At 68.6% G+C, this 23279-nt stretch carries 23 protein-coding genes; 14 read left to right on the forward strand and 9 right to left on the reverse strand.

Annotated features, from left to right (window positions below):
• Positions 1–971 precede the first annotated feature (971 nt).
• The 3 genes from IG62_RS0124540 (at position 972) to IG62_RS45060 (ending at position 4025) form a co-directional block, all read left to right on the forward strand.
• Entirely contained in the window at positions 972–1946 is a 975-nt protein-coding gene (locus IG62_RS0124540) for a helix-turn-helix domain-containing protein (RefSeq protein WP_030807231.1), read from the forward strand.
• 849 nt (positions 1947–2795) lie between these two features.
• The gene (locus tag IG62_RS0124545) at positions 2796–3092 is read left to right on the forward strand and encodes a hypothetical protein (protein WP_030807234.1); all 297 of its coding nucleotides are present in this window, start codon (positions 2796–2798) and stop codon (positions 3090–3092) included.
• A gap of 84 nt (positions 3093–3176) precedes the next feature.
• Positions 3177–4025: an integrase gene (locus IG62_RS45060; RefSeq protein ID WP_234326718.1), complete on the forward strand. Its 849-nt coding sequence runs from the start codon at positions 3177–3179 to the stop codon at positions 4023–4025.
• 377 nt (positions 4026–4402) lie between these two features.
• On the opposite strand, the gene IG62_RS49640 is transcribed toward IG62_RS45060, so the two are convergent.
• The 6 genes from IG62_RS49640 to IG62_RS47355 form a co-directional block, all read right to left on the reverse strand.
• A complete protein-coding gene (locus tag IG62_RS49640) occupies positions 4403–4528 on the reverse strand; it encodes a hypothetical protein (RefSeq protein ID WP_267887911.1) in 126 nt (41 codons plus the stop codon).
• A 614-nt stretch (positions 4529–5142) separates the two neighbouring features.
• Positions 5143–5898 (reverse strand): helix-turn-helix domain-containing protein, encoded by a 756-nt coding sequence (locus IG62_RS43365; RefSeq protein ID WP_051798517.1) that lies wholly within the window; start codon positions 5896–5898, stop codon positions 5143–5145.
• A 13-nt stretch (positions 5899–5911) separates the two neighbouring features.
• On the reverse strand, positions 5912–6175 hold the full coding sequence (locus tag IG62_RS0124565) for a hypothetical protein (RefSeq protein ID WP_030807244.1): 264 nt from the start codon (positions 6173–6175) through the stop codon (positions 5912–5914).
• 872 nt (positions 6176–7047) lie between these two features.
• Entirely contained in the window at positions 7048–9021 is a 1974-nt protein-coding gene (locus IG62_RS47350) for a hypothetical protein (protein WP_158795089.1), read from the reverse strand.
• A gap of 1237 nt (positions 9022–10258) precedes the next feature.
• Positions 10259–11410 carry a damage-control phosphatase ARMT1 family protein gene (locus IG62_RS0124575; RefSeq protein WP_030807250.1) on the reverse strand — a complete coding sequence of 384 codons (1152 nt, stop codon included), beginning with the start codon at positions 11408–11410 and terminating at the stop codon, positions 10259–10261.
• Positions 11411–11416: 6 nt separating this feature from the next.
• A complete protein-coding gene (locus tag IG62_RS47355; protein WP_158795090.1) occupies positions 11417–11677 on the reverse strand; it encodes a hypothetical protein in 261 nt (86 codons plus the stop codon).
• Between IG62_RS47355 and IG62_RS0124585 the strand changes: the two genes are divergently transcribed.
• Together IG62_RS0124585 and IG62_RS0124590 are read left to right on the forward strand one after the other, a co-directional pair.
• Positions 11676–12320 carry an HAD family hydrolase gene (locus IG62_RS0124585; RefSeq protein WP_030807253.1) on the forward strand — a complete coding sequence of 215 codons (645 nt, stop codon included), beginning with the start codon at positions 11676–11678 and terminating at the stop codon, positions 12318–12320. The two genes, IG62_RS47355 and IG62_RS0124585, sit on opposite strands and share 2 nt — an antisense overlap.
• A 4-nt stretch (positions 12321–12324) precedes the next feature.
• Complete coding sequence (locus IG62_RS0124590; protein WP_030807256.1) at positions 12325–13164, forward strand: NAD(P)-dependent oxidoreductase; 840 nt, start codon at positions 12325–12327, stop codon at positions 13162–13164.
• 7 nt (positions 13165–13171) lie between these two features.
• Here IG62_RS0124590 and IG62_RS0124595 read toward each other — a convergent pair whose 3' ends face one another.
• From IG62_RS0124595 to IG62_RS0124605, 3 genes are all read right to left on the reverse strand, one after another.
• Entirely contained in the window at positions 13172–13741 is a 570-nt protein-coding gene (locus tag IG62_RS0124595) for a phosphotransferase-like protein (protein WP_030807259.1), read from the reverse strand.
• Entirely contained in the window at positions 13738–14775 is a 1038-nt protein-coding gene (locus IG62_RS0124600) for an AAA family ATPase (RefSeq protein ID WP_030807262.1), read from the reverse strand. Before IG62_RS0124600 ends, IG62_RS0124595 begins: the two co-directional genes overlap by 4 nt.
• Before the next feature lie 214 nt (positions 14776–14989).
• Positions 14990–15727 carry a GntR family transcriptional regulator gene (locus IG62_RS0124605; RefSeq protein ID WP_030807265.1) on the reverse strand — a complete coding sequence of 246 codons (738 nt, stop codon included), beginning with the start codon at positions 15725–15727 and terminating at the stop codon, positions 14990–14992.
• A gap of 199 nt (positions 15728–15926) precedes the next feature.
• Between IG62_RS0124605 and IG62_RS0124610 the strand changes: the two genes are divergently transcribed.
• The 9 genes from IG62_RS0124610 (at position 15927) to IG62_RS0124655 (ending at position 23279) form a co-directional block, all read left to right on the forward strand.
• Entirely contained in the window at positions 15927–16307 is a 381-nt protein-coding gene (locus IG62_RS0124610) for a hypothetical protein (RefSeq protein ID WP_051798518.1), read from the forward strand.
• Between the two features lie 313 nt (positions 16308–16620).
• Positions 16621–17229 (forward strand): hypothetical protein, encoded by a 609-nt coding sequence (locus IG62_RS46550; RefSeq protein ID WP_030807271.1) that lies wholly within the window; start codon positions 16621–16623, stop codon positions 17227–17229.
• A gap of 177 nt (positions 17230–17406) precedes the next feature.
• Positions 17407–17766 (forward strand): hypothetical protein, encoded by a 360-nt coding sequence (locus IG62_RS0124620; RefSeq protein ID WP_030807274.1) that lies wholly within the window; start codon positions 17407–17409, stop codon positions 17764–17766.
• A gap of 101 nt (positions 17767–17867) precedes the next feature.
• Positions 17868–18125: a WhiB family transcriptional regulator gene (locus tag IG62_RS0124625; RefSeq protein WP_030807277.1), complete on the forward strand. Its 258-nt coding sequence runs from the start codon at positions 17868–17870 to the stop codon at positions 18123–18125.
• Between the two features lie 152 nt (positions 18126–18277).
• Positions 18278–18646, forward strand: coding sequence for a hypothetical protein (locus IG62_RS0124630; RefSeq protein ID WP_158795091.1), 369 nt, complete (start codon positions 18278–18280; stop codon positions 18644–18646).
• 610 nt (positions 18647–19256) lie between these two features.
• Positions 19257–19634, forward strand: a complete 378-nt coding sequence (locus IG62_RS0124640) for a hypothetical protein (protein WP_030807286.1) — start codon at positions 19257–19259, stop codon at positions 19632–19634.
• Between the two features lie 79 nt (positions 19635–19713).
• Positions 19714–22353 (forward strand): hypothetical protein, encoded by a 2640-nt coding sequence (locus IG62_RS0124645; RefSeq protein WP_234326719.1) that lies wholly within the window; start codon positions 19714–19716, stop codon positions 22351–22353.
• Between the two features lie 174 nt (positions 22354–22527).
• Positions 22528–23079 carry a hypothetical protein gene (locus tag IG62_RS0124650; RefSeq protein ID WP_030807292.1) on the forward strand — a complete coding sequence of 184 codons (552 nt, stop codon included), beginning with the start codon at positions 22528–22530 and terminating at the stop codon, positions 23077–23079.
• Positions 23076–23279 (forward strand): hypothetical protein, encoded by a 204-nt coding sequence (locus tag IG62_RS0124655; RefSeq protein ID WP_030807295.1) that lies wholly within the window; start codon positions 23076–23078, stop codon positions 23277–23279. Before IG62_RS0124650 ends, IG62_RS0124655 begins: the two co-directional genes overlap by 4 nt.

Below are 23279 nucleotides of genomic sequence, written 5' to 3' on the forward strand. Positions count from 1 at the left end.
TCAGTGCTCGTCGCCGTGCAACCGGTCGTCGAAAGGCTGAACATCCAACAGGCACTGCTTGTCTCGCGGGCAGTGGAGCGAGCGCTAACGGTGGTGTCAGACGGATGGCTCGGCAGATACTTGGAAGGGCGCCTCGCCTCGCTGTCCAGCGGGAGCATGCGCGAGGCGGTGATACGGCTGCGTGACCCAATGGGCTGGCTGCTGGCGCAGCTTCCCACCGTAACGCTGTGCCCCCGCTGCCGCCGGAGTCGATACGGTCGCGCCTCAGCACTGCCTTCGCTGTGCGATCGGTGCCGCAGCCGCGAAGCCTCTGCATCCCCACGGGCCCGTTGCGCCCGATGCGAACGGGCCGCTGTGCTGTCTGCACAAGGCGAGTGTTCCCGCTGTGAGGCGCGGAGCGCAGTAGCGGCAGCGGCCGAGGAAGCGGTTGCTCTGTTGGCTAGACACGCTCCGGTCTCCGCGGCGTCTGCAGAGAAGGTACGTGCAGAAGTCAGCAGGGTTGCCTCAGCAGCTGCGCGACAGCTGGCGGCAGCAGGGGCGGTGCCGGCTGTGCAGCACGCTGGGGCACGTCTTGCTGCGGAAAGCCACGTGGCGTCCCTTCGGGGCATGAGGCGACCAGCCCAGGGTGAGCATGAGCCGGGATACCGCTTCCCAGTCAACCGAGGGGTGGGAACCGGGCCGGTCGGTCAGCCGCCGCCCAGCGGCGGTTTCCAGCTCATGGCCCTCGCTCAGGCTCCGCAGCCGCAAGGCGTCACAGAATGCGCCCGGCAGCCGGTTCGCTGCCCGTAATCGCTCATCGCCCACGTCATGCAGAAGGCACTCGGCAAGCTCCGGGCCGGTTGTACAGCATTGGCCATCGTCACTGGCGCCTCCGTTACCTGAGGAATCGAAGCCGGGATCCGCCCTGCCTCACTGGCTACACGTTGGCGGGAGCCACTCGACCCGCGGCCACAGAAACGAGGGAAAGACTGTTGTTAGACGAAAAGGTGTTCCGGAGTCTCGATGTGCCGGCAGCGGACCGGTTCGAGTACTGGTCCGAGTTGTTGGGCCGTACCCATGCCCCCATGGAGCTGCGCAGCGACTACGCCGACGACTTCCGGGCCTCCCAGCGTGTGCTGGACCTCGGCGCCGTGACCGCCTGGCGGGCCGTCTTCCCGCCAGTGGCCTTCCGGCGCACACCGAAGCTGATCCGGCAGTCCGACCCCGAGACCTACCATCTCTGCCTCGTCGTCCGCGGGACCGGGGCAGGCGTGTGGAGGGATCGGGAAACCAAATACAAGCCAGACGACCTCTTCATCAACTCCTCCACCCTGCCGAGCGACGTCCACAGCACCGGGGACCCGGCCACGACAGTGGCGCTAGAGATTCCCAAGACGCTGATTCCGCTGCCTCGCGACATGACCCGGCGGATAGTCGGGATGCCCGTATCGACCCGGGAAGGGATGGGGGCCCTCCTGGCACGGTTCCTCACCCAGTTGAGCGCGGACACGGCCGCATACCAACCCTCCGATGGCCCCCGGCTGGGCAGGGTCCTCACCGAACTAGTCGGCGCGCTCTTCGCCCACACGCTCGACGCCGGCCGCTGCCTCCCACCGGAGACTCACCGACGGACCCTGACCCTTCGCATCCAGTCGTTCATCCGAGAGAACCTGCACGACCCGCACCTCACCCCGACCACGATCGCCGCAGCGCACCACATCTCCACCAGCTATCTGCACCGTCTCTTCCGGGACGAGGACTCCACAGCCGCCGAGTGGATCCGCCTCCGACGCCTGGAGGCAGCCCACCGCGATCTCACCGACCCAGCACTCCACGCCACCCCCATCCACACCATCGCCAGTCGCTGGGGCTTCCCCTGCGCCACCCACTTCAGCCGCGCCTACCGCGCCGCCTACGGGGCCACGCCCCAGGAACACCGGCACCACGCCCTCCACGGCCACGAGTGAACTCATTGTCAACACAGTTGGGCACGCAACGCTAACGACTCACCCGCCGCATTCGGGCACCCTGGGAGGACGCTCCGATCGGCAGCGCGATACGGAGTGCAGACCCAAAGATGCAGATCCAGCCGAGCCCACTCGCCCGAGAGATCACCCGTCCAAACCGAGCGCAAGCACGCCAGCACGCCCCCCCAGTGCCGGCAGCAGCTGCGGTACGCGTGTGCTGAGCGCGCGTTCCGACTCATCTTCGAAAGAGAGGCAATGCGAGACTCCAGGCAAACTACTCGGCCGAGTTGGGGCCGCCGCCAACACCTTGAGGTACCCGCCCACTGGGCTCGGCACCCTCTCAGGCGCGGGAACAGTGGCTGGCCTCGACTACCGGGCGCAAATCATCGCCGCCGGCATGCCCGGCCTGGCCACGGCCGCCGCGCTTGCCATGACTGGCCGTATCGCGCGGCCCACGCACCGATCAGCGGGAAGTCAGTGCCTTAAAACGCGGGAAGTCGATTCCGCATAGGAGGAGTGTTGTGGGGAGCCCTCACGGCGGTTCAGCAGTCGCGTGTAAGCGCATCTTCCGTGTCACCGCTGATCATCACGCAGGACACGAAGGCCGGCCTTCACAAGATCAGCGACGCAATTCTGATCCGTACCTCACCGTAGGGATGGGACGGTCCATTGCGGGCTGCCGGATGGCGGTCAGGAGACGAGGTCGCGGAGGGCAGGCAGGGGAGCGGCCGCCCTGATCGGGCCTATGTAGACGACAGCCTCCTCGAACTGGAAGCAGGATAGGCCTCGTGGCCTGGGCCGACGACAAGCAGGTTGTCTCGATCCGGTGATCCAAGTCGTTAGGACACCGTGGCGACAGCCGCAGTCCGGGCGTTCGGCGCCCGTCACCCCCTCTGCGACGCCGCCACTCCGGACGCCGAAACCGACTGGGATCAGGCAGAACAGCACTTCACCCGTCTGATCGAGATCATCATGGGAGGGGCAGCGCCGTCGCGAGACAGTGCCGCAGCCACCGTGCAGCGGGCCGAAAACGAGGCCATCCAATTCCTTCTGTCGGTCAGCAACGTGCCCGACTACCGCTGCCCCATCTGTGTCAAGCGGCAGGCCCGCGCTGTGAGTCCTCGGCCTACGCTGGAGGCGACATGACGGACGACGAACGCGCCGAGCACGCAGCCCGTCTGCGCGGACTGCGCCACCTTCGACGACGACGTCCTGGCCAAGCTCGCCGAGTTGGAACAGCGCTCCGCCCAGCACGAGATCGACCTCCGCCCGCAGAAAACCGTCGACGGCTACGCCGCGGACTGGAAACAGTGGGAGGTCTTCTGCGCGCTGCTCGACCTGCCGGCCACCGCCATCACCCCCGGCTTCCTGACCGCGTTCGTCGAATGGCTGTGGTGGCAACCCGGCTGGAACCGTGGCCGCCCGCGCCCGCCGCGTGCTGAAGGCCAAGGTCCGCGAGTTGCAGAAGACCGACGAGGTCCGCGGTCGCGGACCGGCCCCTGCCCTGCTCCTCGCCCACCTGCGGGCCGGCCTGGACGCCACCCTCGCACCCGACTCGGCATCCGCGACCGGGCCATCATCCTTCTGCAGTTCGCCATCGCCGGCCGCGAGCACGAAGTCGCCCGCCTCCGCCTACGCGACATCGTCGAGGTCGAGCACGGCCTTGAGGTCGACGTCCGCGTCTCCAAGATCAGCCCCCGGAAGGTGAAGGTGCCGTTCGGCTCTCGCCCGTCCACCTGCCCGGTCGGCGCCTGGCGGGCCTGGACCGAGGCCGCCGGCCTCACCGACCCCGACGGCTACGCCTTCCGCGCCCTGAACCCTGTTGGCACACCGTCACCGACCGCGGCCTGTCCCCCGAGGCCATCGGCGCCGTCGCCACCCGCCTCGGCGAGCGGGCCGAGCTCCCCGTCCGGCACACCGGACACTCCGCCCGCCGCGGCGCCGCCGAGGAGTCCCGCCGCGCCGGCAACGACCGCAAGACCATCGCCAAGCAGGGCGGATGGGTCCCCAACAGCGGGGTCATGGAGGGCCGAGGACGCCGATGGCTGGGAGGAGAACGTCATGATCGGAGTGCTGTGAAAGCAGGTGCCGACTTTCACAGCACCTCCCCCAAATGGGTTACCCACCCCGAAAAGGAGGGCATAGTGGATGCGATGCGATCACCGCAGGTCAGCGGGGTTTCCCTATGACCCGAGGCAAGTTTTACGCGTCATGGTGGGGTATCGTAAATTACGGATGACTCGTAAGACTTGCACGCCCCGGCTGGGGTCGATGCAACTCAAGAGTCGCCGCGTGCAGACCACCCAGGTCAGAGCACGCAAAGAGGCCCGGGGAACCGGCGGCTACCGGAACCCACGAGCCTCCCGCAGTTACCGAGCCCGGTCGACCTCGCACCGACCGGGCTCGCTGCATCTTCAGCGGCCGCCGATGGCCTCTCCGGGTCCGGGGCAGGGCAGCTACTGAGAGAGCTGTCCCGCCAGAGCGATGACCGTCGCCGATGTGCCCACCGCCGCTAAGAGAAGCATGATCCACTCGTACGTGGACCACTTCTTCTTGCCGCGCTTGCCCAAGGGGACGCTCATAGCACGTACCTCGCCTTCTTCTCGATCCAGGCCTGTGCACCAGGCCCGGCCCAGGACCCGCCAATCGGACCCCGGGGGCTCATGAACTGAGCACGAATTCAGCGCAGTTCGAGGAGAAGCCGGTGAAGCAGAGACGATGTTACCGGCACACAGCGACCATGCCGCACGCTTGCCCCCAGCCCTCGCGTAAGTCACACCCCCTCAGGGAAAAGCCGCAGCTCAGGAGTAAGGACCACCTCGAACAAGGGCAATATGGACTTCTCTCGGTGCTCAGTGGATCGGTGTGGCGAGCCCGGTCCTGTGACGGAGCCCGGCCGCCTTCGGCCACACAAGAAGGTGCTGACGGAGGAGGAGACGGAGCCGGCCGGCCGGACCCGAGCCCGCCAGCTCCGTGACGAGGACGGGCAGTCGTTCCGTGAAATCGCCGTGAGGGGCCGGCCGTCCTCGACGACGGCGGCCGGCCCCTGCTCGTTGCCAAGCGCCTGCTGTCCACGGAGCTCCGGTCCTCGCTGGCCCGCGACGCCTGGCAGGTCGCCCCCCGGCAGCCGGCCCGCCGGCCGCGGCCCGCCGGTGGCCAGGGCCGCTGTGTGCGGCTGTCTGTATTGGTTTGTTTTTCAGGCCGCGCCGTCACGCATGCGGCGCAACTGGGAAACGAAACGCGGTGCCAGCTCGGGGTGCTGCGCGAGCCGCATCGCCACTACATGGTCAGTCGTGAGCTTGTGCTGGTGGGCGAGGACAAACGACGCGAGTTCAGACGCCCTCGCATTTTCTTCTGTTACGACTGAAAGTAGGTCGACTTGCTTCTCGTAACGCCAAGCGCGTGTCCAGGCAGCCTCCCATGCAGGCCATTCCGGCTCGCAGACCTCACATGCTCGCAGGTACGCCTGGAACTGTTGCCGACTGTGAGGCATGGCCTGTTTGGTCACGATGCGGTGGGCGGTGCTGCGGGGCAGGACACCGAACTGTCCCGCCCGTTGCTCCAACGTGCGCAGTGATGGGGAGCCGGCCTTCTCGTACAGGTCCCGAAGGGCTGCGCTCAGATCCGCGAAGTCGCGAATGAGCTCCGGTCTCGGGGCCGGCACGGTACGGCCACCGCGTAACAGACGCGTGTGTTCATACCGGGCTCGCTTCCACAGGCGCCGTGCCTCCTCGGGCGATGCATCGCAGGCACGGGCGTAGTTGAGCACAGTCTGCAGCTTGGGCACGCTCTCGCCCGAGGCAGCACGCTGGAGCGTCGTGGCGTGACAGCCGGCACGCAGCGACAGGGCCCGGTAGCTCTGCCCTGTATGCATGCGCTGATCGCGCAGCCACTGCTGTAGGTCGTACAACGCCTTGTTGCTCGTGGTGAGGGGATTTTGACGGCGGCACACGACGCTGTCCTCCTCACGCAGCCGGAGCCAGCAGGGCGCGGACCAACGAGCGAAGCCCGCGGATGGGCTCCCCGGTGACCAGGCAGAGCACCAGGCCGGCGGTCAGGCCAGCTCCCGCGATGAGCTGCAAAATGACGGGCACGGACATCTCCGCAACGGCGGCCAAAGCCGCTGCCACCACGGTGATCACGATGATGACGATGGCTTCGGCGCCGTCGAGGCGTCGACGGGACGGGGCGCCGGTCTCCACGCAGGAGATGGAACGGGGCTGGGACACAGGGCCTCCCTGCTCGTGTGTCCGGCGGCCTCTGGCCGCCGGACACCTGCTGCTGACTCCAACGAAGCGCGCACCTATGGCAGTTGCAGCTGCCGTGGAGATGGTGCGTGAACAAAGATGGTGACAGCCTCGGCAGGTCAAAAGTCCCGCCCGGGGTGTTCCTGGGCTCTTTGATGCGCTCGCGTCCCAGCGATCAATTTGCATGTGGACGCGAGGACAGCGACCCAGCGTCAGTGGCTCCACGTGAGCTAACCGCTGACCTGTGGTTTCTCCGTGATCACCACGCTGGCAGGACTGTCGGTAGAACGTGGTAGTGGACAAGTTGATGCACACGTGCGCAGATGATTCTTGCGTGATCTGGGACGTCGCTGCGACGATCCGCCCACCTGGGGGCACCGAGCAGGTGGGCCCTGCCCTGATTGCTGCTGACTCCACCAACAAGCTGATTAGGGATTAGCCGGTCACGCGTTGCAGCGCGAGACCGGCAAGAGCCGGTACCTCCACAAGCGAGGTACCGGCTCTTCCGATGTGGCCTCGAAGGCCAAGCCCGGACTCCTGCCGGCTCAAAAGCCCCCGCCGGGCCCCTCTCGGGACCCGGCGGGGGCTTTTGGCCATGCACAGGCGTTAGCGCGGCGGCTCGGTGGCCGATGTGTGCCCGCCGCTGCGCTCGCTCCGCTTGCCCACAGCCTCGCGTAAGCCACACCCCAGCTGGGGGAAAACCGCAGCTCAGGAGCAATGGCCACCTAGAGGGGCATGCATCCAGCGGTACGCCGATGTGTGAAGGCATCGCCGGAGGGCGACGCCCTGCTTAACGTGCTGTCGGCGGCACTGATCGCAGCGGACGATGGCCCGGTCAGCGGTATAGCGCAGGCTCATGGAGCACTCCCGACGTGATCCTCGGCGCGGTGGGCGGCGGCGAGCTGTTCAGCGTAGTGGCTGGTGATGGCGCACCAGGTAGCAGTGGCAGCTGATACACGCCGCTTATGCTCGCCCGGGCTGTCGGCCTGGGCTGCGGGCGCGTAGGCGGCGCGGGCGGCTGACTCCGCGGCACGGGCAGCCTTCGGAGCGAACGCGGCCAGCACGCGCAGCTGCTCACGGACCGACATCGGCAACAGCGGCTCTTCACCGGTAGGTTCCTGTTCCTGCTCCGGCGACATCTCCGAATAGCCCGGGGCCGAGGCACCGGACGTGACCTCCGAACGATCAGGGGCAGGCTGCCCGGTGGGGGGAGGTGGTAGCGGCGCGCTGAGAGCGGCCTGCAGAGCCTTCCGGGCCCGGGGAGCGTCCATCACCTGCACCTCGCACTCGTCGCAGCGCACCGTGTCGGTGGCCCGGGCGCGAACCAGACCGGGACATCCGCGACGGGCACACGGGAGGGTGGTCTTGCCACCGGGCGCGTAGGGCAAGCCGATCGTCAGCGCCCACGACAAGCCGTCGCGGCGAAACACGTACGGCTGCTCTCCACCGTCAGAGACCAGGGGCTTCAGACGCTCCCGCAGCCGGGCCGCGATCATCGCGTCGTCCTCCCCCTCGATCAGCAGGCCGCGAACCAGGTTCCTCAGACGCTCACGCTGATGGAGGTTTGGCGACGGAATGATCTGGGTGAGGATCTGCGCGACCTGCGGAGCTTGGCGGCCCAGCTCCCGCACCAGCGGGGAATCAGGAGGCGAGGAACAGGGGGTTTGCCGTTCCGCGCGCAGCGCGCCGTCCGGGTTGGCGTTGACCGCGGCAGGCGCCGCGGCTGCGCCGGAGCCGACGGCGTGGTCCTCGCGTGCGCACGCGCATTCCGGCTGATTGCAGGACTCCCGACGGCCATAGCCGGAAAGACAACAACCACCTGCATTGTCCCCACTTTCCGAAACCACAGGTGAGTGGTCAGTGTGCAGTCCTGCAGAAGCACCACGCGGCTCAGGGACCGCTTTACCTCGTCTGACCTGCGGATTTTGCGTCTGAGGAGCTACCTGGTCCCACCCTGCAGAACGATCACCTCGTCGCGGCCGTGGGATGAGCCCACCAGGCCGTCCCGCCGCCCGCTGGACGCGGCGCATCTCCCGGTACGCAGCCTCCACCGCAGGGATCACCAACTGCTTTCGGCCACCCGGAGTCTGACGCACCTCCACCACGCCCGCCGCCTCCAGCCGACCGAGGACGCGAGCCCCGGCCGCCGACGAGCAACCCAGCAACCGCGCCAGCGTCGCCGCCACCCGCCCATGCCGGTCGACCGCACCGCCACACAACCGGACCACGCCTGTCGGTCGGCACTCCAGCACCGCCAGCAGCAGCGCGAGTCGGTCCGTCGCCGCGCCACGTCCTGTGCGCCTGCCCAGCAGGCCAGGAGGCGTCTGCGTACCGTCCGCGTGCGACCAGCCCGGCGCACACACCGCTTCCAACAGCCCCCACAACACCGCGAACTCCACCCGTTGCAGCCGCAGCGGGTGGTCGGAGGGCTGCTGGTAACGGGCGTCGCGCAGGGGAAGCAGCTGCCAGCAGATGCCGGTGACCACCCGCGTTCCCGGCCGCAGCCGATTATCGGAGTCGGTGATGTGTTCCCGGTCCAGATGCGGACGCACCTCATGCCCGATGGTCGACGCCGTCACACCGACCCAACGACCCAGCTCCCGGGCCGTCAGCTCCACCGAAAGGTCGGCCGCCGACGTCCTCGCCGCCAGCACCACAGCCGCCATCCGCACCGAATCCGGCGCACCAATGAGACCCGGCTGCCCCAGCAGGGCATGGACCGCAGCCCGCAGCCGGCCGCGCATCTTGTCCGTGTGCGTCAGCCAGCTCCCGGCCTCCCACACCGCCACCGGCCCCGCTGGCCGCACGGCCATCGACATCTTGCTCACCGTCGCCTCCCCGCGGCCACGCATCCACGCGCGGCGTGGGGGCCGACACCATCAGCCGAAGCGGACATCGGCCGACGAGCAGCCGAAAGGAGCCGGGAAGCGGACAAGCAGGTCACATACAGAGAGGGGAACGTCGAAAGGCCGGACTTGACGTCCAACCTGAAAAAGCGCGTCCGAGCAGGATGGGGAAGGGGCACAGCTGGCGAGGCTGAGGCCGCAGCGGAAGAGAGCATGCTGAACGATCGAACAGTTCCCCTACGGACAGAGGACACAGTCGACGCCTCTCCCACCGGACGGGAAAAAATCTTGGTTGAGGTGCCCGCCAGGCGGGACGGAGGACAAACCGACCACTCGGGAAGGAAATCCGGACGGTCGGCAGTGATGTGCATCACACGGAGGGCGTCAGTACCGGCCAATGGAGCATGCCGGAGCTGACAAGTCGGTCGGGTGTCGTGCACTATGACAACGACCTCCTGTTCTCAATTGCGAGTGGGCAAGAGGGCCGCTCCGGGAGGAGCGGTGAAGCCGGCCCCGCCAACGGGCCGGTACTGCGGAACCAGTCCTTGCCAAGGGACCGGGTACTGCGAGCGCGACTTCTGCCAAGGAGTCGCGGTGGAGCCCTTGCCAAGGGGCTCCGGACTTCGCTCAGGACCGGGCGCCAATCCGGGGTCTGAGCAGACGGGCCGCATGTCCGCCTACGTGGTTGCCAAGCCACGGAAGCGGGCGCGGCCGATGGCCTACGTGGTCATCCCAACCCCCTCAAAACGGTGGCTGGCGTCAGCATGCGCGCACGCCGGAGCAAGGTGATCATGATGCTCAAACGGCGCAGTCGCGCGTTCAGTTCCGGAAATGCGGGTAACCTGCATTTCGCGATCACCTCCTACTAGGTGCGTCGCCGGGACGGGGGTTACCTCCGTCCGAGAGCCCCCGTGGACCCGGCCAGGTCCTAGGGGGCTTTTACCGTTATGGATCAAGCCAGGGGTCACCCTACTCGCATCGGCCCCACGCAACTGCACGAGTGCGCGATGTGTCGGAATCGGCGTTGCACGACGGCGACGGCCGGTCAGACCAGGCCGCAACTGCGGGGATAGGCTGTCGCGGGCATCGCCCCAATTGACGGGGTACGGATCCGTACGATTGATGCGTGAGGTTGTCCGGGAGGGGCCGAAACCGGGGCCTGGCTCGCTGGGTGACGCCGAGCCGCCGGGCGTCGTCCTTCTTGCGCCGTCGCTACTCTTCATGAGCGCACCTGTACAAGGGCATGGGCTCCGGAAGTCCGCCAGTGCGCTGTTGCTTTGAGCTCGGCGAGAGTGCCCGCGTCGAGGCCGACGATGACGTCCGACTTCAGCGTGCGCAGTGCCGTGACGCGGCCCGGGAAATGACCCGTCACCTCAGCGAACGGGGTCGTCGGCTCCCACCAGCGGTCGCCGGTCAACCGACGGTAGTTCAGGTCCCCTTTCAGGATCGTCACTGTGGCCGACGTGAACTCTTGCCGCAGTGCCTCCGGCATTGCCGTGAAATCGAACGGTGCGCAGAAGAACGAGTCCGCACGCACGCGCAACCGTCCGAGGGCAGCTGCCTCGCGCAGCCGATCTCCCACGGCTCCGGCCTCACCTTTGCTGAGCAGAAGCGTCCGTAGGCAGTCGGCGACATCTGCGAGCGTGGCGTCGGAGACGTAGTACGGCGACGGCTTCACGTGTAGCACGACTTCGTGGGCCAGGCCGTGCGCGAGGAGGTGGTCGATGAGGACCAGGTCTGCAACCATCTCGCTGCCTGCGTTGTCAGCGACCAGGGCGACCGTTCCGCCTGCTTCGCTTCGGAGCAGTTCCCATAGGCGTGTACTGTCGTCGGCCACCAGGCCGGATGCCTCGGCCCTTTGGCCTGCAGTGATCTGGAAGCCCAGGTCGGCGCGGTTGCCCCAGAGACTCGACAGCAGCAACGCCTGCCCCAGCTCGTCGTCGGCCAGCCCGGCAACATCATCGAGCGCAGCGATCTCCGCCGCCACCACCTCACCCGCGAGCTCGGCCTGCTTGAACGAAGTGAAGGGATCGACGCCCCGCCACGGCCCGGGCTCGAAGTAGCCGGTGGCCTCCAGGAGGCGCCGGTAGAAGAAAGATTCCGCCCACAGGAACGGCACCTCCGCCCACGGGCGGCCGTACATGCCGCTCCCCCAGCCACGCCAGAGCCCAGCGTCAGCGGCGCCGTCCGGAAGCGGGTGGATCACGCCCTGAACGTTCTCCTCCGCGAGCTCGGACAGCGCTTCGCGCTGCTCAGGGCCGAAGGGCCAGGCATCCGCGACCCGTTCGATCAACGCCGGATGCCGCTTGGCGAACACATCGCTGGCGAAAGGCGACTCACTTGAAATGATCACCGGGGCCTTCTGGGCCATGAGCGTCTATCCCTCTCGGAGCGGGGTCAGGTTGAGGTCAAGGGTGACCACGCCGGCGGCGCTGCCGACGAGGATGCGGCCGTGGACCGGGTCGTAGGCCGCGCAATTGAGGCTGCCGTCGACGCGGACCTCGGCTGTCTGCTGCTGCTCGCCGAGGGACCAGAGCCGCACGGTGCCGTCGGAAGCTGCGGAGGCGAGCTGGCGCCGGCCTTCCGAACGGGCACAGCTCGCGGCCCGGCGCGCTGCCCTCGGTAAGGTCTGGCTCATGCCACTCGCGCTCTTCGACCTGGACAACACGCTCGTCGACCGGAGCTCCGCCTTCACCGACTGCGTGTCCAGGTTCTGCGAGACGGCCGGCTACGGCCCGCACGTCGAGGCGTGGATGCTCAACGAGCTTGCGGACCGCGCCGTGCCCGGCGACTTCGAGAGGCTGCGCGAGACCTTCAGACTGCACGAGCCAGCCGTGCAGCTGTGGCAGGCGTACGTCGACATGATGGCGGCCGCCGTCACCTGCCGACCGGAGGTCCTCGAGGGCCTTGCCCGACTTCGCACGGCCGCGTGGACCATTGGCATCGTAAGCAACGGGGCCTCCGACATTCAGCGCGCCAAGCTCACCGCGACCGGCCTCGCGGACCTGGTCGACGGTGTCGCGGTCTCCGGCGACCTGGAGATCCGAAAGCCGGACCGGCGCCTCTTTGAACTCGCGGCCGCTCGTTGCGGCATCAGCCTTGCCCACGGCGGCTGGATGATTGGCGACAATCCCGCCGGTGACGTCCGAGGCGGCCACCAGGCCGGACTGCACACCATCTGGCTGCGTGGTCGGCCTTGGCCCGACAGGCTCGCCGCCGCACACCGCACCGTCGACGACGTCACCGACGCCCTCAACATCCTGCTCAACGAGACGGAGTAGCAACGTGGACCAGCCCGCCGTCGGCATCCTCCACCCCGGCAGCATGGGCGCCGCCGTCGCGGCGTGCGCCGCGACGAACGCGGCCACGGTCCGGTGGTGCACGGAAGGCCGCAGCCCGGCATCCAAGGCCAGGGCCGAGCAGTTCGGCCTGATGCCGGTGGCCACGTTGCAGGAGCTACTTGACCGGAGTGACATCGTCATCGGCCTCTGTCCGCCAGCCGCAGCCGAGGACCTGGCCCGCGACGTCGCCGCATGCCGGTTCGACGGGGTGTACGTGGAGGCGAATGCGATCAACCCTGAGCGGTCCGCACGGATCGCCGCGCTGCTTGGGCCCGCCACGACAGTCGTGGACGGTGGCGTCGTCGGCTCCCCGCCCGTAAGCGGCAAGACCCCGACGCTGTACCTGTCAGGCTCGGAAACCGCGACCGCGCGAGTCGAGGGCCTCTTCGTGAACACGACCGTACGGACGAAGGTGCTGGGCACAAAGGTGGGGCAGGCGTCCGCGCTGAAGCTGGCGTACGCCAGCTTCCAGAAGGCGAGCCGCGTACTCGTGGGGCTGGCCATCGGATTGGCGCGCGAGCACGACGTCGACCAGGAGCTCATCGAGGTCGCCTCGCGGCGCACCGACTCGTACCTCTCAGAGCCTGAATACATCGCCAAGACCGCAGCGCGCGCCTGGCGCTGGGGCCCGGAGCTGGAAGAAGCCGCCGACATGCTCGCCACCGCCGGCCTTCCCCCAGAGGTGCTGCGCGCGGCCGCCTCCACGTTGGCACGGTGGAACGACGTCAAGGACGACAGTGAGCTCACGCTCACCGACGCCCTCAACCGGCTCGCCCAGCCGTAGCCCCTACTCACGCCGTCGCCGCTCCCGTCTGCTTCTCCAGCAACTGGTCGATGAGTCGTGCTGCCTCCTGTGGAGGCACGGCCGTGGTGTCGACGGTCAGTTCCCAGGCCCTGTCCTGGTGCGTGTCCAGGTCTTCCCGGGTCGCATCCCATGCCGCAAGGCGTGCCGTGGTGTCGCTGTCGCCCCGGCCTGCGGACCGAGCCGCAGTCACCTCGCGCGGGCACCACAACAGCACAACCGTCCAGTCAGCCGGGTAGCCGTCGACCAGGGCCCGGATGCCATCGACTTGACCGAGGTGCATCACCGGCACCCCGGCTGCGAACGCCGCGTCCAGGCCTGGCCTGTCGATGACGTAGGTGTTGCCGTACCGCGCGTTCGCATAGATGACGTCACCCGCGGCGTCGAGGGCGCGCAGCTGCTCCGCCGTGCCCATCCGGTAGCCGACACTCTTGCCCGTTCCGACCTTGAGACGCGCGAACTGCGCGTACCGCGGACTCAGCTCGGTGAGCGCCGTGGTGATGGTGTCCTTCCCCGCCGCCGGCGGGCCGTAGAGGATCACGCCCTGCTTCTCGGTCACGCGTACATCGCCCCCATCGCCTGCCGGGCCTGGTCCGCGAGTGTCACCGCGGTGCCCAACCTGTTGTCGACGACCAGGTGCGGCACCGCCGGGCGCAGGTCCAAATCGATGGTCGCCATGTACTCGTCCCACCGCTGGAGCTTCCACGCGTCCCGCGCCGCGGAGCGGAAGGTGATGTACTCCCGCATCGACTCCTCGTCGCAACGCACCCACACCGGGAACACGTCAACGCCCATGGACGAAGCCCGGTTGGACAGGCGCTGCATCCAGGCAGCGTCAGTCATCTCCGCAATGAACGGGGCGCTCAGCACGGTGCTGATCCCGCACTTGATGTTGGCCATGGCTGACTGCATGAGGCAGTCGTACTCCACCGACCGGACACGCTCCCTGTAGAGCTCCGTGTGCCGGTCGTTCGGATCGCCACCCAGCGCGACCAGGAGGCGCTCCACCAGCGGCCGGGTGAGCGGGTCCTTGTCGAGCAGCGGCCACCCAGTGAGCTGGACGAAAAATCGGGCCAACTCGGTCTTGCCGCTACCGGCGAACCCCCCAACCAGAATCAGGACCGGGCGGTGCGGGTCGCCGCCGGTGTGCCGGCGCTTCCACGCGTCGATGATCCGCTGCTGCAGAGCGAGGTGATCGGCTTCCTCGCTCCCCGGAGCGATGCGGTGGATCGCCCGCTCGACGGCCAGGACCTGCGAACCATTCAGCTGGTCGTCCAGCGGTGTGAGCTTGAAAGAGCTCTCCTCGCCAGGCAACGCAGTCCGGAAACCGAGATCCGGCTCGGTGGCCCTGTACAGGAGGCAGTAGGCACGGCGGTAGTGCGGGCCGGGGTAGACCTCGCCCTGCTCGTGCTGCCACAAGGTCTGTGGGTTCGCAGCGGGGATGCCCTTGAGCTTGGCCTGCTCGGCAACCTGTCGGAGACGCTCCCCCGCCTTCTCCAGGGTCAGACCGTGAGCTTCTCTCTGCTCGCGCAGCCTGTCCGGCCGCCATCCCGCTCGGTGCTTCCCCACCCTGGTCCCCTCCGTCATCGTCATGTCCGCAGCCTAGGTCTGAGCGCTCAAAACCCGTGTGTACGCGGATGTTGAAAACCCGTGTAGCCCGATGCCCATGAGCTTCGACAAGGCGCTGTGATGTTGTGATCCGGTTCCAGCGAGTGTGATTGCCCCCACAAGCGAGCGTTGAGGGGGCAACACAGTGGAACGAGAAAGCGTCGCCGAGATGTGCGGACAACTCCTGGACACACGGGGGCTAGCCCGAAATGGGCATGTGGGTGCCGGGGGCGTAGACGTCTTCCCAGTAGGCGAGCGGGCCGTTCTCGTCATGGAACGTCTGCGACGTGACGAGAACGGCAACGGACACATGTTGGGGGGCATCGATCTCCAGGGCGTCCAGCTCGTCCTGCGATGCCTGCCGCGCTCGTGCCGTGCGCTGGCCCTTCACGACCTCTCGGTCGGTTCGCTCGGTGTAGATGTCTGCCCAGTACCGCTCCATCCGACCCTCATCCGCGAGTTCGGGAACCTTGCTGGTCGTCTGCACCGGATAGACCGAAACCCCGACCGACGTGGCCCTGTCTCCTTGGCGGAAAGTCCGGATCCGGATGACGACCTCGTCGCCGGGCTCGAGGTTCAGCGCCTCACATACCTCGGGGTCGGCTACCGACCTGCGCATCACCCGGTGTCCTGTCGAGGTCTCGCCGGGGGCGTAGCGCAGGCCGTTCCTCTCCATGCGTTCGATTCGGTCGGCCCCTGTGATCACCATGGGCGACGTCGCCACGACAGTCCCGAGAGCTCCTCGGGCCACGACGAGGCCCTCGCTTTTCAGGAGAGCGAGAGCACGGCTGACGGTCTTAGCTGCGACGCCGAATTCGGAGCGGATGTCCGCGACCGAAGGAAGCGTGTCCCCGGGGGCGAGTTCGCCGCTCTGGATCTGCTGGCGGAAGTGGGCTGCGACATCGGCGTAGCCCTTGCCCGGTCCTCTGTACGGCATGCCCGCTTCTCTCTCTCGTTTGCTTGGACCCTACCTCTTGAAGGTACATCGCTCGCTGGTGAAGGTACAACGCTTGCCGTGACGAGCGATTGAATGTACCTTCGCTCTCACCAAAAGGTACATCAAGTACCTCGGTCGGGGTGACCTGTACCTACGTGCGCCCTACCTGTTATCCGCCGCCCGGAAGGAGCCCCATCCCATGAAGATCACCCGCCACCTCGCCGGCAGCCTCGCTACCGAGCACTTCGACGCTGAGACGCTCGCGCTCTTGGATGCGGTCGAGGTGCCGCTCCCCGAGTTCGCCGGCCTCGACCTGGACGTCGCGTTCGGGACGCCGTTGGAGATGTATGAGGTGGGGGAGCTGCCGCACGAACGATGGGCCGGCGTGGATATGGCCGTGACGCTGGATGCGCTACACAGCCGATACGCCCGCCTGGTCGCGGCCCGCGACATCGCCGCCGACGACCCGACCATCGCCATCCGTGTCCGGGAGCGGCTGGTCGATGTGCTCCTCCCCTACGCCGCGCAGCTGCACATCGCGCGGCTCACCACCGCCTTGCCTTCGCCGCTGGCGGCCTGATTGCTCGCCGGGTCCACACGGACCCGGCTCCCCCATCCGGAACCGCCTGAGGGCGGCGCCGGATGAGGGAGCCGGATCAACGGCCCCTATCAGCACGTCCGCAAGACCGCAGGAAGTCGTCCGCCCTTCGGGGCGGCCGGGGTTGAGAGCTTCATCAAACTCCCCCGGAGCCTGACGGCCGCGACGACTGTGTGCACGTCGCAGCGCTGTGCGCTGTCTGTCCTGCGGGACGCCGGCCTTGTGCCGTGCGGCCCGGAGGGCGGAGAGAGCATCGCGACCCGCGCCCCTGCCACTCCGTCCGTGAGGAGTCCAGATGTCTGCTTCGACCCTTGAGCGCACCGCCCGCCCCCGCCGGAGCCGGACCCGCTCCCGCACCGTCAATGCCCGCCCGGCGCTCGTCGTCTCCACCCTCAAGCCACACCAGTACGACCTGCGTCCGGCCTGCGCGTCGCTGGTCTGCCCCGACTGCACGACGTGGGTGCCGATCACCGGGTTCCAGACCAGGAAGCCCAAGCTCGTGCCGCACGACACCGGCCCGGCGGGCAAGGCTCCGGCCGTCCGCTGCGGCCTGGGCAGCAACCGTCTGGTCACGGTCGACGTCACGGCCAGGAAGTGGGAGGAGCGTCTGACGGACGGCCACGCGGAGACCGTTCACCGCCGCCGGACCACCGTGCGGCGCAAGCCGAAGGTGCAGCCCGCCCCGGCCGTCAGCCAGATCGCGGCACACAAGCAGATGGCGACGAATGACGAGCCCGGCGACGGTCGGCCCCTGTGGCTGCTGCGCAAAAGGCAGTGGAGGGCGAGCGAGGTGATGGTCCGCGACACCGACACCCGCCGCGCGCAGTTGCCCGCCGGTGGCGCGCCGCTGGGCGCGCCGCCGGTGCCGCTCAAGACGCTCCACCCGAAGCGCCGCGCACGCTGACCGGCCTGGACGAACGACCACGGCCCTGGCCCGCCCGATAGGGGGCGGCCAGGGCCGTGGCTGGTCGTAGGACCTCGGCTCCCAATTGGGGCCGAGGCGACAGCCCACTGATATCGGCCTCGCATTACACCGGTGCCCGCTCAGCTCGGGCGCCGGTGCCGACTCCAAGGAGACCCCGTGACCGTCACCTCGATCACCCGCCGCGCTCGACGCTTCTCGCCCACCGAGGAGCTGTTCATGACGCACCAGCAGCGGCTGCTGGCCTTCATCGCCAGCCGTCTGCCGGTGCCGGATTTCCATACAGCTCCCGACCCTCACCTGGTCGAGGACCTGGCCCAGGAGACGTGGCTGCGCACGCTCATCAGCGGTTCGAAGACGCCGGTGCAAATCGACCGGGGCGCGGACCAGGATCTCGCCGGGGGCCTCCCCTGGTGGCTGCGCAGCGCTGCCCGGCAGGTGCTGCTCGCCCATCTGGTCGAGTCCGTTGAGCGCACAGCTGGCGAGAGCCTCGACGCGGCCCAGCAGGTGGCGGCCTGAGCGTACGAACGACCACGTTCCCCGGCTCCCTCCTCAATGCGGGAGGGAGCCGAGTTCGTGGCTGCTCGTACGACAGCCGACTCCACTGAAAGGAGCACCTCATGGACTGGCGTCACCGCGCGGTATGCCGCGAGGAGGACCCCGAGCTCTTCTTCCCGATCGGCAACACCGGACCGGCCCTGCTCCAGATCCAGGAAGCCAAGACGGTGTGCTGCCGCTGTCCGGTCATGGCCCAGTGCCTGCAGTGGGCGTTGGAGACCCGCCAGAACGACGGCGTCTGGGGCGGCCTGTCTGAGGACGAGCGCCGGGCGCTGAAGCGCCGTAGCGCCCGCAATCGCGCCCGTAACAAGGCGGCCTGAGCGTACGAGCGACCACGTTCCCCGGTTCCCTCCTCAATGCGGGAGGAGGAAACCGGGGTTCGTGGCCCGCTCGTCCGAGCCGGCCACGGCGACAGCCCCGGAAGGTGAGAGCTCCGGGGCTGTCAGTACCAGGACCTGAGTTGGAGGACCTGATGACCGCCAGCATGACATCCGTACTCGACCGCCCGAGCGCCGGCCTCCAGGAGGAGATCGACCGCATCGAGCGCGAGGACGGCAACGAGCCTGAGGGCGCCGATGAGCTGGACCGTCTGCACGCCGAGGTCCGTCACCGTCTGCGCACCGCCGACGCCCGTATCACCGCCTCCCGGCGTGCGCCGCGCACGCTGGATGCGATGCGGGACCGTCTCCCCCTGCCCCCGGTCGCGGCGACGGAGGAGGACCTCAACCGCGAGCTGGACAACCCGGCGGAGGACTGGGACCAGGCGGTACCGCACACCGTGCTGCCGCAGGCGGCCGCTGACGGCGGCCGCATCGCCTGCATCGGTGGAGGTGCCCGATGAGCGCCTGTGGCCACCCCCCTCGGCTTGTGACTGTCAACCAGGTGGGCGCCGACGGAAAGCCGTATCAGGCCGTCCGCCATGAGCCCTGCAACTGCGGCGGCAAGTAGCTGCAGAACTGCTGACCAGCCCAACCGTCCCGCTCGGTGTCGGCTCGGCCTCTCTTGAGGAGGGCGAGCCCACGGACCGGACAGCAGGAGATCCGATCACCACCCCCGACATACACACTGCCCGCGCCGCCCAGCACTCCGCGGCGCGGGCCCTTGCCCGCTACGGGCTCACTCATCCGCTGGCCATCGCACTGCTCGCGGCCGCCTGCGCCGCAGCGGCCGCGGCCATGGAGGCCGGCCACCACGTCCACGACATCCACCGCCCACAGGGAGGACACGAACTCATGGACTCCACCACCCCTACCGAGCCCACTCCCACTCCCCCGCCCCCGCCGCCCCGACCACGGGTACGGCTGCGGGACCCGGACGGCCCGCGCATCCCCTGACCAGCCTCTGACGGTTGCCTGATCCGCCCGCACCGACCGCCGACCTCACGGCGGCCGGGTCGGGCGGTGACGGGGAGCCGGACAGCCGCTCTCGCCAACCACGAGCAAGGAGTCCACATGACCCAGCAGCCGCAGACGCAGGCCACCAGCCCTCAGACCACCTATCGCCAGGGCGACTTCGTCCTGTTCCGTGACGCCGAACGCTACTGGCTGGGCAAGCCCGGCCACACGTTCGTCGGTCGGGTGGCACGGTCCTGGCAGCACGCCCACACCGGCCAGGTCCTCTACGACCTGACCGAGTTGGGCAGCAACCGCTACATCGCCGGGGTCGACCGCAACTACATGCGGCTGCTTCCGCCGGACGATGCCATGGCCGACATCGACACCGCGCCGCTCGCCGAACCGGACACCGGGGCGATGAGCCCGGCCGCCGTCGCCTGGCTCCGCCAGCACCTCAGGCAGGACAGCAGCAAGCTGCCCGCCCAGCGCGACTGATCAACCACTCCGAACACCGCACCGAGTCTGACGGTTGCCTGCTCGGCCCCTCCCGCCACCCGGGGGGAGGGGCCGAGTCATGGGGAGCCGGACAGCCGTCCATCCGCTGCACGAAGAGAAGGGAATGGGCATGGCCGCGCGCACCGCGACCCGTACCAAGAACAGGCCGCCCACCAAGAATAGGAACGCGGCGAAGCAGACGACCGCCGCAGCAAATGTCCGGGACCGGGCCGCTGACGACTGCGACCTCGCCCGCGAGGCCGCCCGGTACGACGCCAACCAGGTTCTGGCCGCGGCGCAGAAGCAAGCTGCGGAGACGAACGGCACTGCTCGTACCCAGGCCCGGCAGATCCTCGCGGAGGTGGTCGAGGAATCCGGCCGCCGTTTGCGCCAGGCCAGCAAGGACGCTGACGCCACGCGAGCCTACGGTTCTCGCCAGGCGCAGCAGGCCCTGGAGGAGGCCCGCAGGCAGGCGAAGGACACCACCACCGCGGCCCGCGCGGCCGCGGCCCGGCACCGCAACCGTGCCGACCGTGCCGCCAAGGCGGTCCAGCAGCGTGCCACGGACCACGGCGAGCAACTCCTCGCCGACGCCCAGGCCCAGGCGCAGGAGCTGACCCGCCGGGCCCGCACCCAGGCCCAGCACCTGCGCCGGGACGCCCAGGCCCAGGTCCGGCAGGTCCTCGTGGAGGTGGCGGAGGAAGCTGGTCACCGTCTGCGTCAGGCCACCGAAGCCGCCGACCACGACAGGCAACAGATCCGCGAGGAGGCCCGTCGGGAGGCGAAGTCCGTCGTCACCGCGGCCCGCGCGGCCGCGGCCCGCTACCGCAATCGCGCCGACCGGGCTGCTGAGGCGATCGAGCGGAATGCCACACGCCAGGCCGAGGCACTGGTGGACCAGGCGCGGACGCGGGCGGCGAAGCTGTCGGAACAGGCCGAGCTTCAGGCCAGTCAGCTGCTGGACGCGGCTCGCGACCGTGCCGAAAGCCTGGTGGCCGAGGCCCGCGCACAGGCCGCCGACCTCACCGAGCTGGCTGCCGCCGACCGCGAGGCGGCGGGCAAAGCCGTCGCCGAGCTGCGCCGCCTGGCGGAAGGTGACCTCGCCGAGGTCAGCGAGTTGATCGAGGAGCGGCGCCAGCATGCCGGTGCCATCCTCGGCCTGGCGCAGGAGCAGGCCGACGAGCTGGTCACTACCGCCCGCCACGAACTGGAGCAGGCCCGTAAACGGTTTGGCGAGCTCGCCCAGACCTCGGCCGGCCAGTACGACGCCCGGCGCGCGGAGGCCGAGAAGCTGTACGCGGATGCGATCGCGGCCGCCGACGACCGCCGCCGCGAGGCCGACAGCTATGTTGCCGCTGCGCATACCGAGGCGGAGCAGGCCCGCACCGAGCTGCGCGAGCAGCTGCGCAAGCTGACCGACCAGTTCGACGCGGAGGCCGCCACCAAGCGCAAGGCACTTGCCAACGATCTCGCCGGGCTCAAGCAGGCGTGTGACAAGCAGCGGGAGCGGCTGCGGGAGGAAGCCAAGACCGTCGCCGCGCAGCTGCGGGAGGCCGCGCAGAAGGAGGCTGACCGCATTACCTCGGAGGCGGAGCGCAAGGCCAAGGGCATCGCCGAGCGGGCGCAGGCCGACGAGGCTCGCGCCCGCCGGCTGCTCGATGAGGCCCGCGAGGCGAAGAAGGCCAACTCCCGCTTCCGGGGCTGGCGGCAGAACCTCGGCCGCAAGGCGTGGAAGACGGCCCCGTGGATCGCGCTCGCCGCCGGCGTCGGCCTCGCCGCCTCCGGCGAGTTCGAGCTGGCTCACATGGTCGGCATCAACCGGTACGTCGCCCCGCTGCTGCCGGTATCGATCGATGTCTACTGCGTCACCGCGTTCCGCGCTAAGCGGGACATCCCGGCGGCGCTCGCACTGATGGCGTCGGCGAACGTCACCTATCACCTGGCCGAGCAGGCCCACCTCGTTGAGGAAGGCCAGTCGGCTCCATGGCAGCTGACGACGTTCGTCGTGCTGATCTTTGTGGCCGTCATCTGGCGCGTCCACGCGCTCATGCACGACACCAGTACGGACGGACACGGTGGTACGGACATGGCGATCGGGACGGACGGGCGTACCGGTACAGCCGCTCGTACAGACGGCGCGACCAGTACGCAGCACGCCCGTACAAGCCCGTCCGGTACGGAGTCGTACGGTGCGTCAGCCGGTTCAGTCCCCGCTCGTACGGCCCACGGCACCGCTCGTACGGAGCCTGTACAGGGAAGCCCGCACCACCCCGCCCCGCCGGGAGCGAAGGCGGGCCTGACCAGCGCGTACAGCGACCGTACAAGCGACGTACAGGCCGCCCCGAACTGGCCCGCGCGTACTGGTACGGAGCGCTCTGGCCGTACCAGCGCTGCCGCGTACGAGGGCGGAGCGCGTACCAGTACGGTCACCGCCCGTACGAACTCGGCCAACGACGTTCCGGTCGCGCGTACCAGTACGGCGGAGGCCCGCTCGCGTACCACCGCGACGGCCGCCGCCGGGCGTACCGGTACGGTCACGCCCGCTCGTACGGATGCTGAACTACTCCCCCTCGTACAGGAGCTGCCGCGCGAGGACGACGGCTTCGTCAACATCAGCCGCGTCCGTACCGAGCTCTCCGTCAACCAACCCCGGGCGATCCGCCTGCTCTCGCGGGCCGGCCTGCTGCGGCCCGAGGACGCGGACAAGTACCTGACCTGATCCACCGTCCGGCACACACCAGTGAGGGCCAGCCCGAAGGAAGCGGGCTGGCCCTCGCTGCGACTGCCGGAAGCAGCCAACAGCCCCCTGAGTACAGCAGATCCGTCCCTCGAAGAGACCGAAAAGGCCTTCTTCGACAATCGCCCCTGCCCCGAGAAGGAGAAACCGCAGCTCATGGATATCAACGCGCTGTTCACGGATGAGGGCTTGCGGGCCTTCACCGCTACTGTCCGCGACCAGCACGTTCGCGACGCCCAGCAGTACGGGCAGATCGCGGACATCGTGCGTCGGCGCCTGGAGCAGACGCCCATTGAGGGCGATCGCTGGATGGCCAAGAAGATCCGCGCCTGGAAGGTGTCGCGGCAGCTCAAGGCCATGCAGAAGGCGTCCGGCGAGGCCGCGAGCAAGGCGGAGGCCCTGTACGCGACGTACGTCAACGAGGTCCTGGAGCTTCCCCAGCGCAGGGCCGCGGCGGAGGCCAAGAAGCTGGAGCGCAAGCAGGGCAGGCAGGCCGCCCTGGGCGCGGCCGTCGCCAAGTCCCTGGACAAGACGGTGACTTCGCTCAGTGCCCCGCAGGAACAGGCACCGGGCGTGGTCCCGCAGGTGAGGCCGGCGGAGTTCGTGACGCCGGACAACCCCTGGAACCAGTGGCCGATGGCGGCAGGTGGTGAGCAGGCCCCGGCCCGCACGATCAACGACTTCTTCGCGAAGGGGGAGGGGCGTTGACGACGCCTCGGCAGACGCAAAACCGTGCGAAGCACTGGAATGCGCGGATCGCGGAAGCCGCGACCGACCAGGAGCGGGCCGGGGTCTGGTACGACGCGTGCCGGACTCTGGCCCGCCAGGCCGAACGCGACGGCAAGCCGGACCTGTGGCGCGCACTCACCGCCACGCTCCACGACTTCTACAAACGCAACGGAGGGTGA

Origin of the sequence: Streptomyces sp. NRRL S-337 (assembly GCF_000720175.1) — a bacterium.
Lineage (GTDB): Bacteria > Actinomycetota > Actinomycetes > Streptomycetales > Streptomycetaceae > Streptomyces > Streptomyces siderophoricus.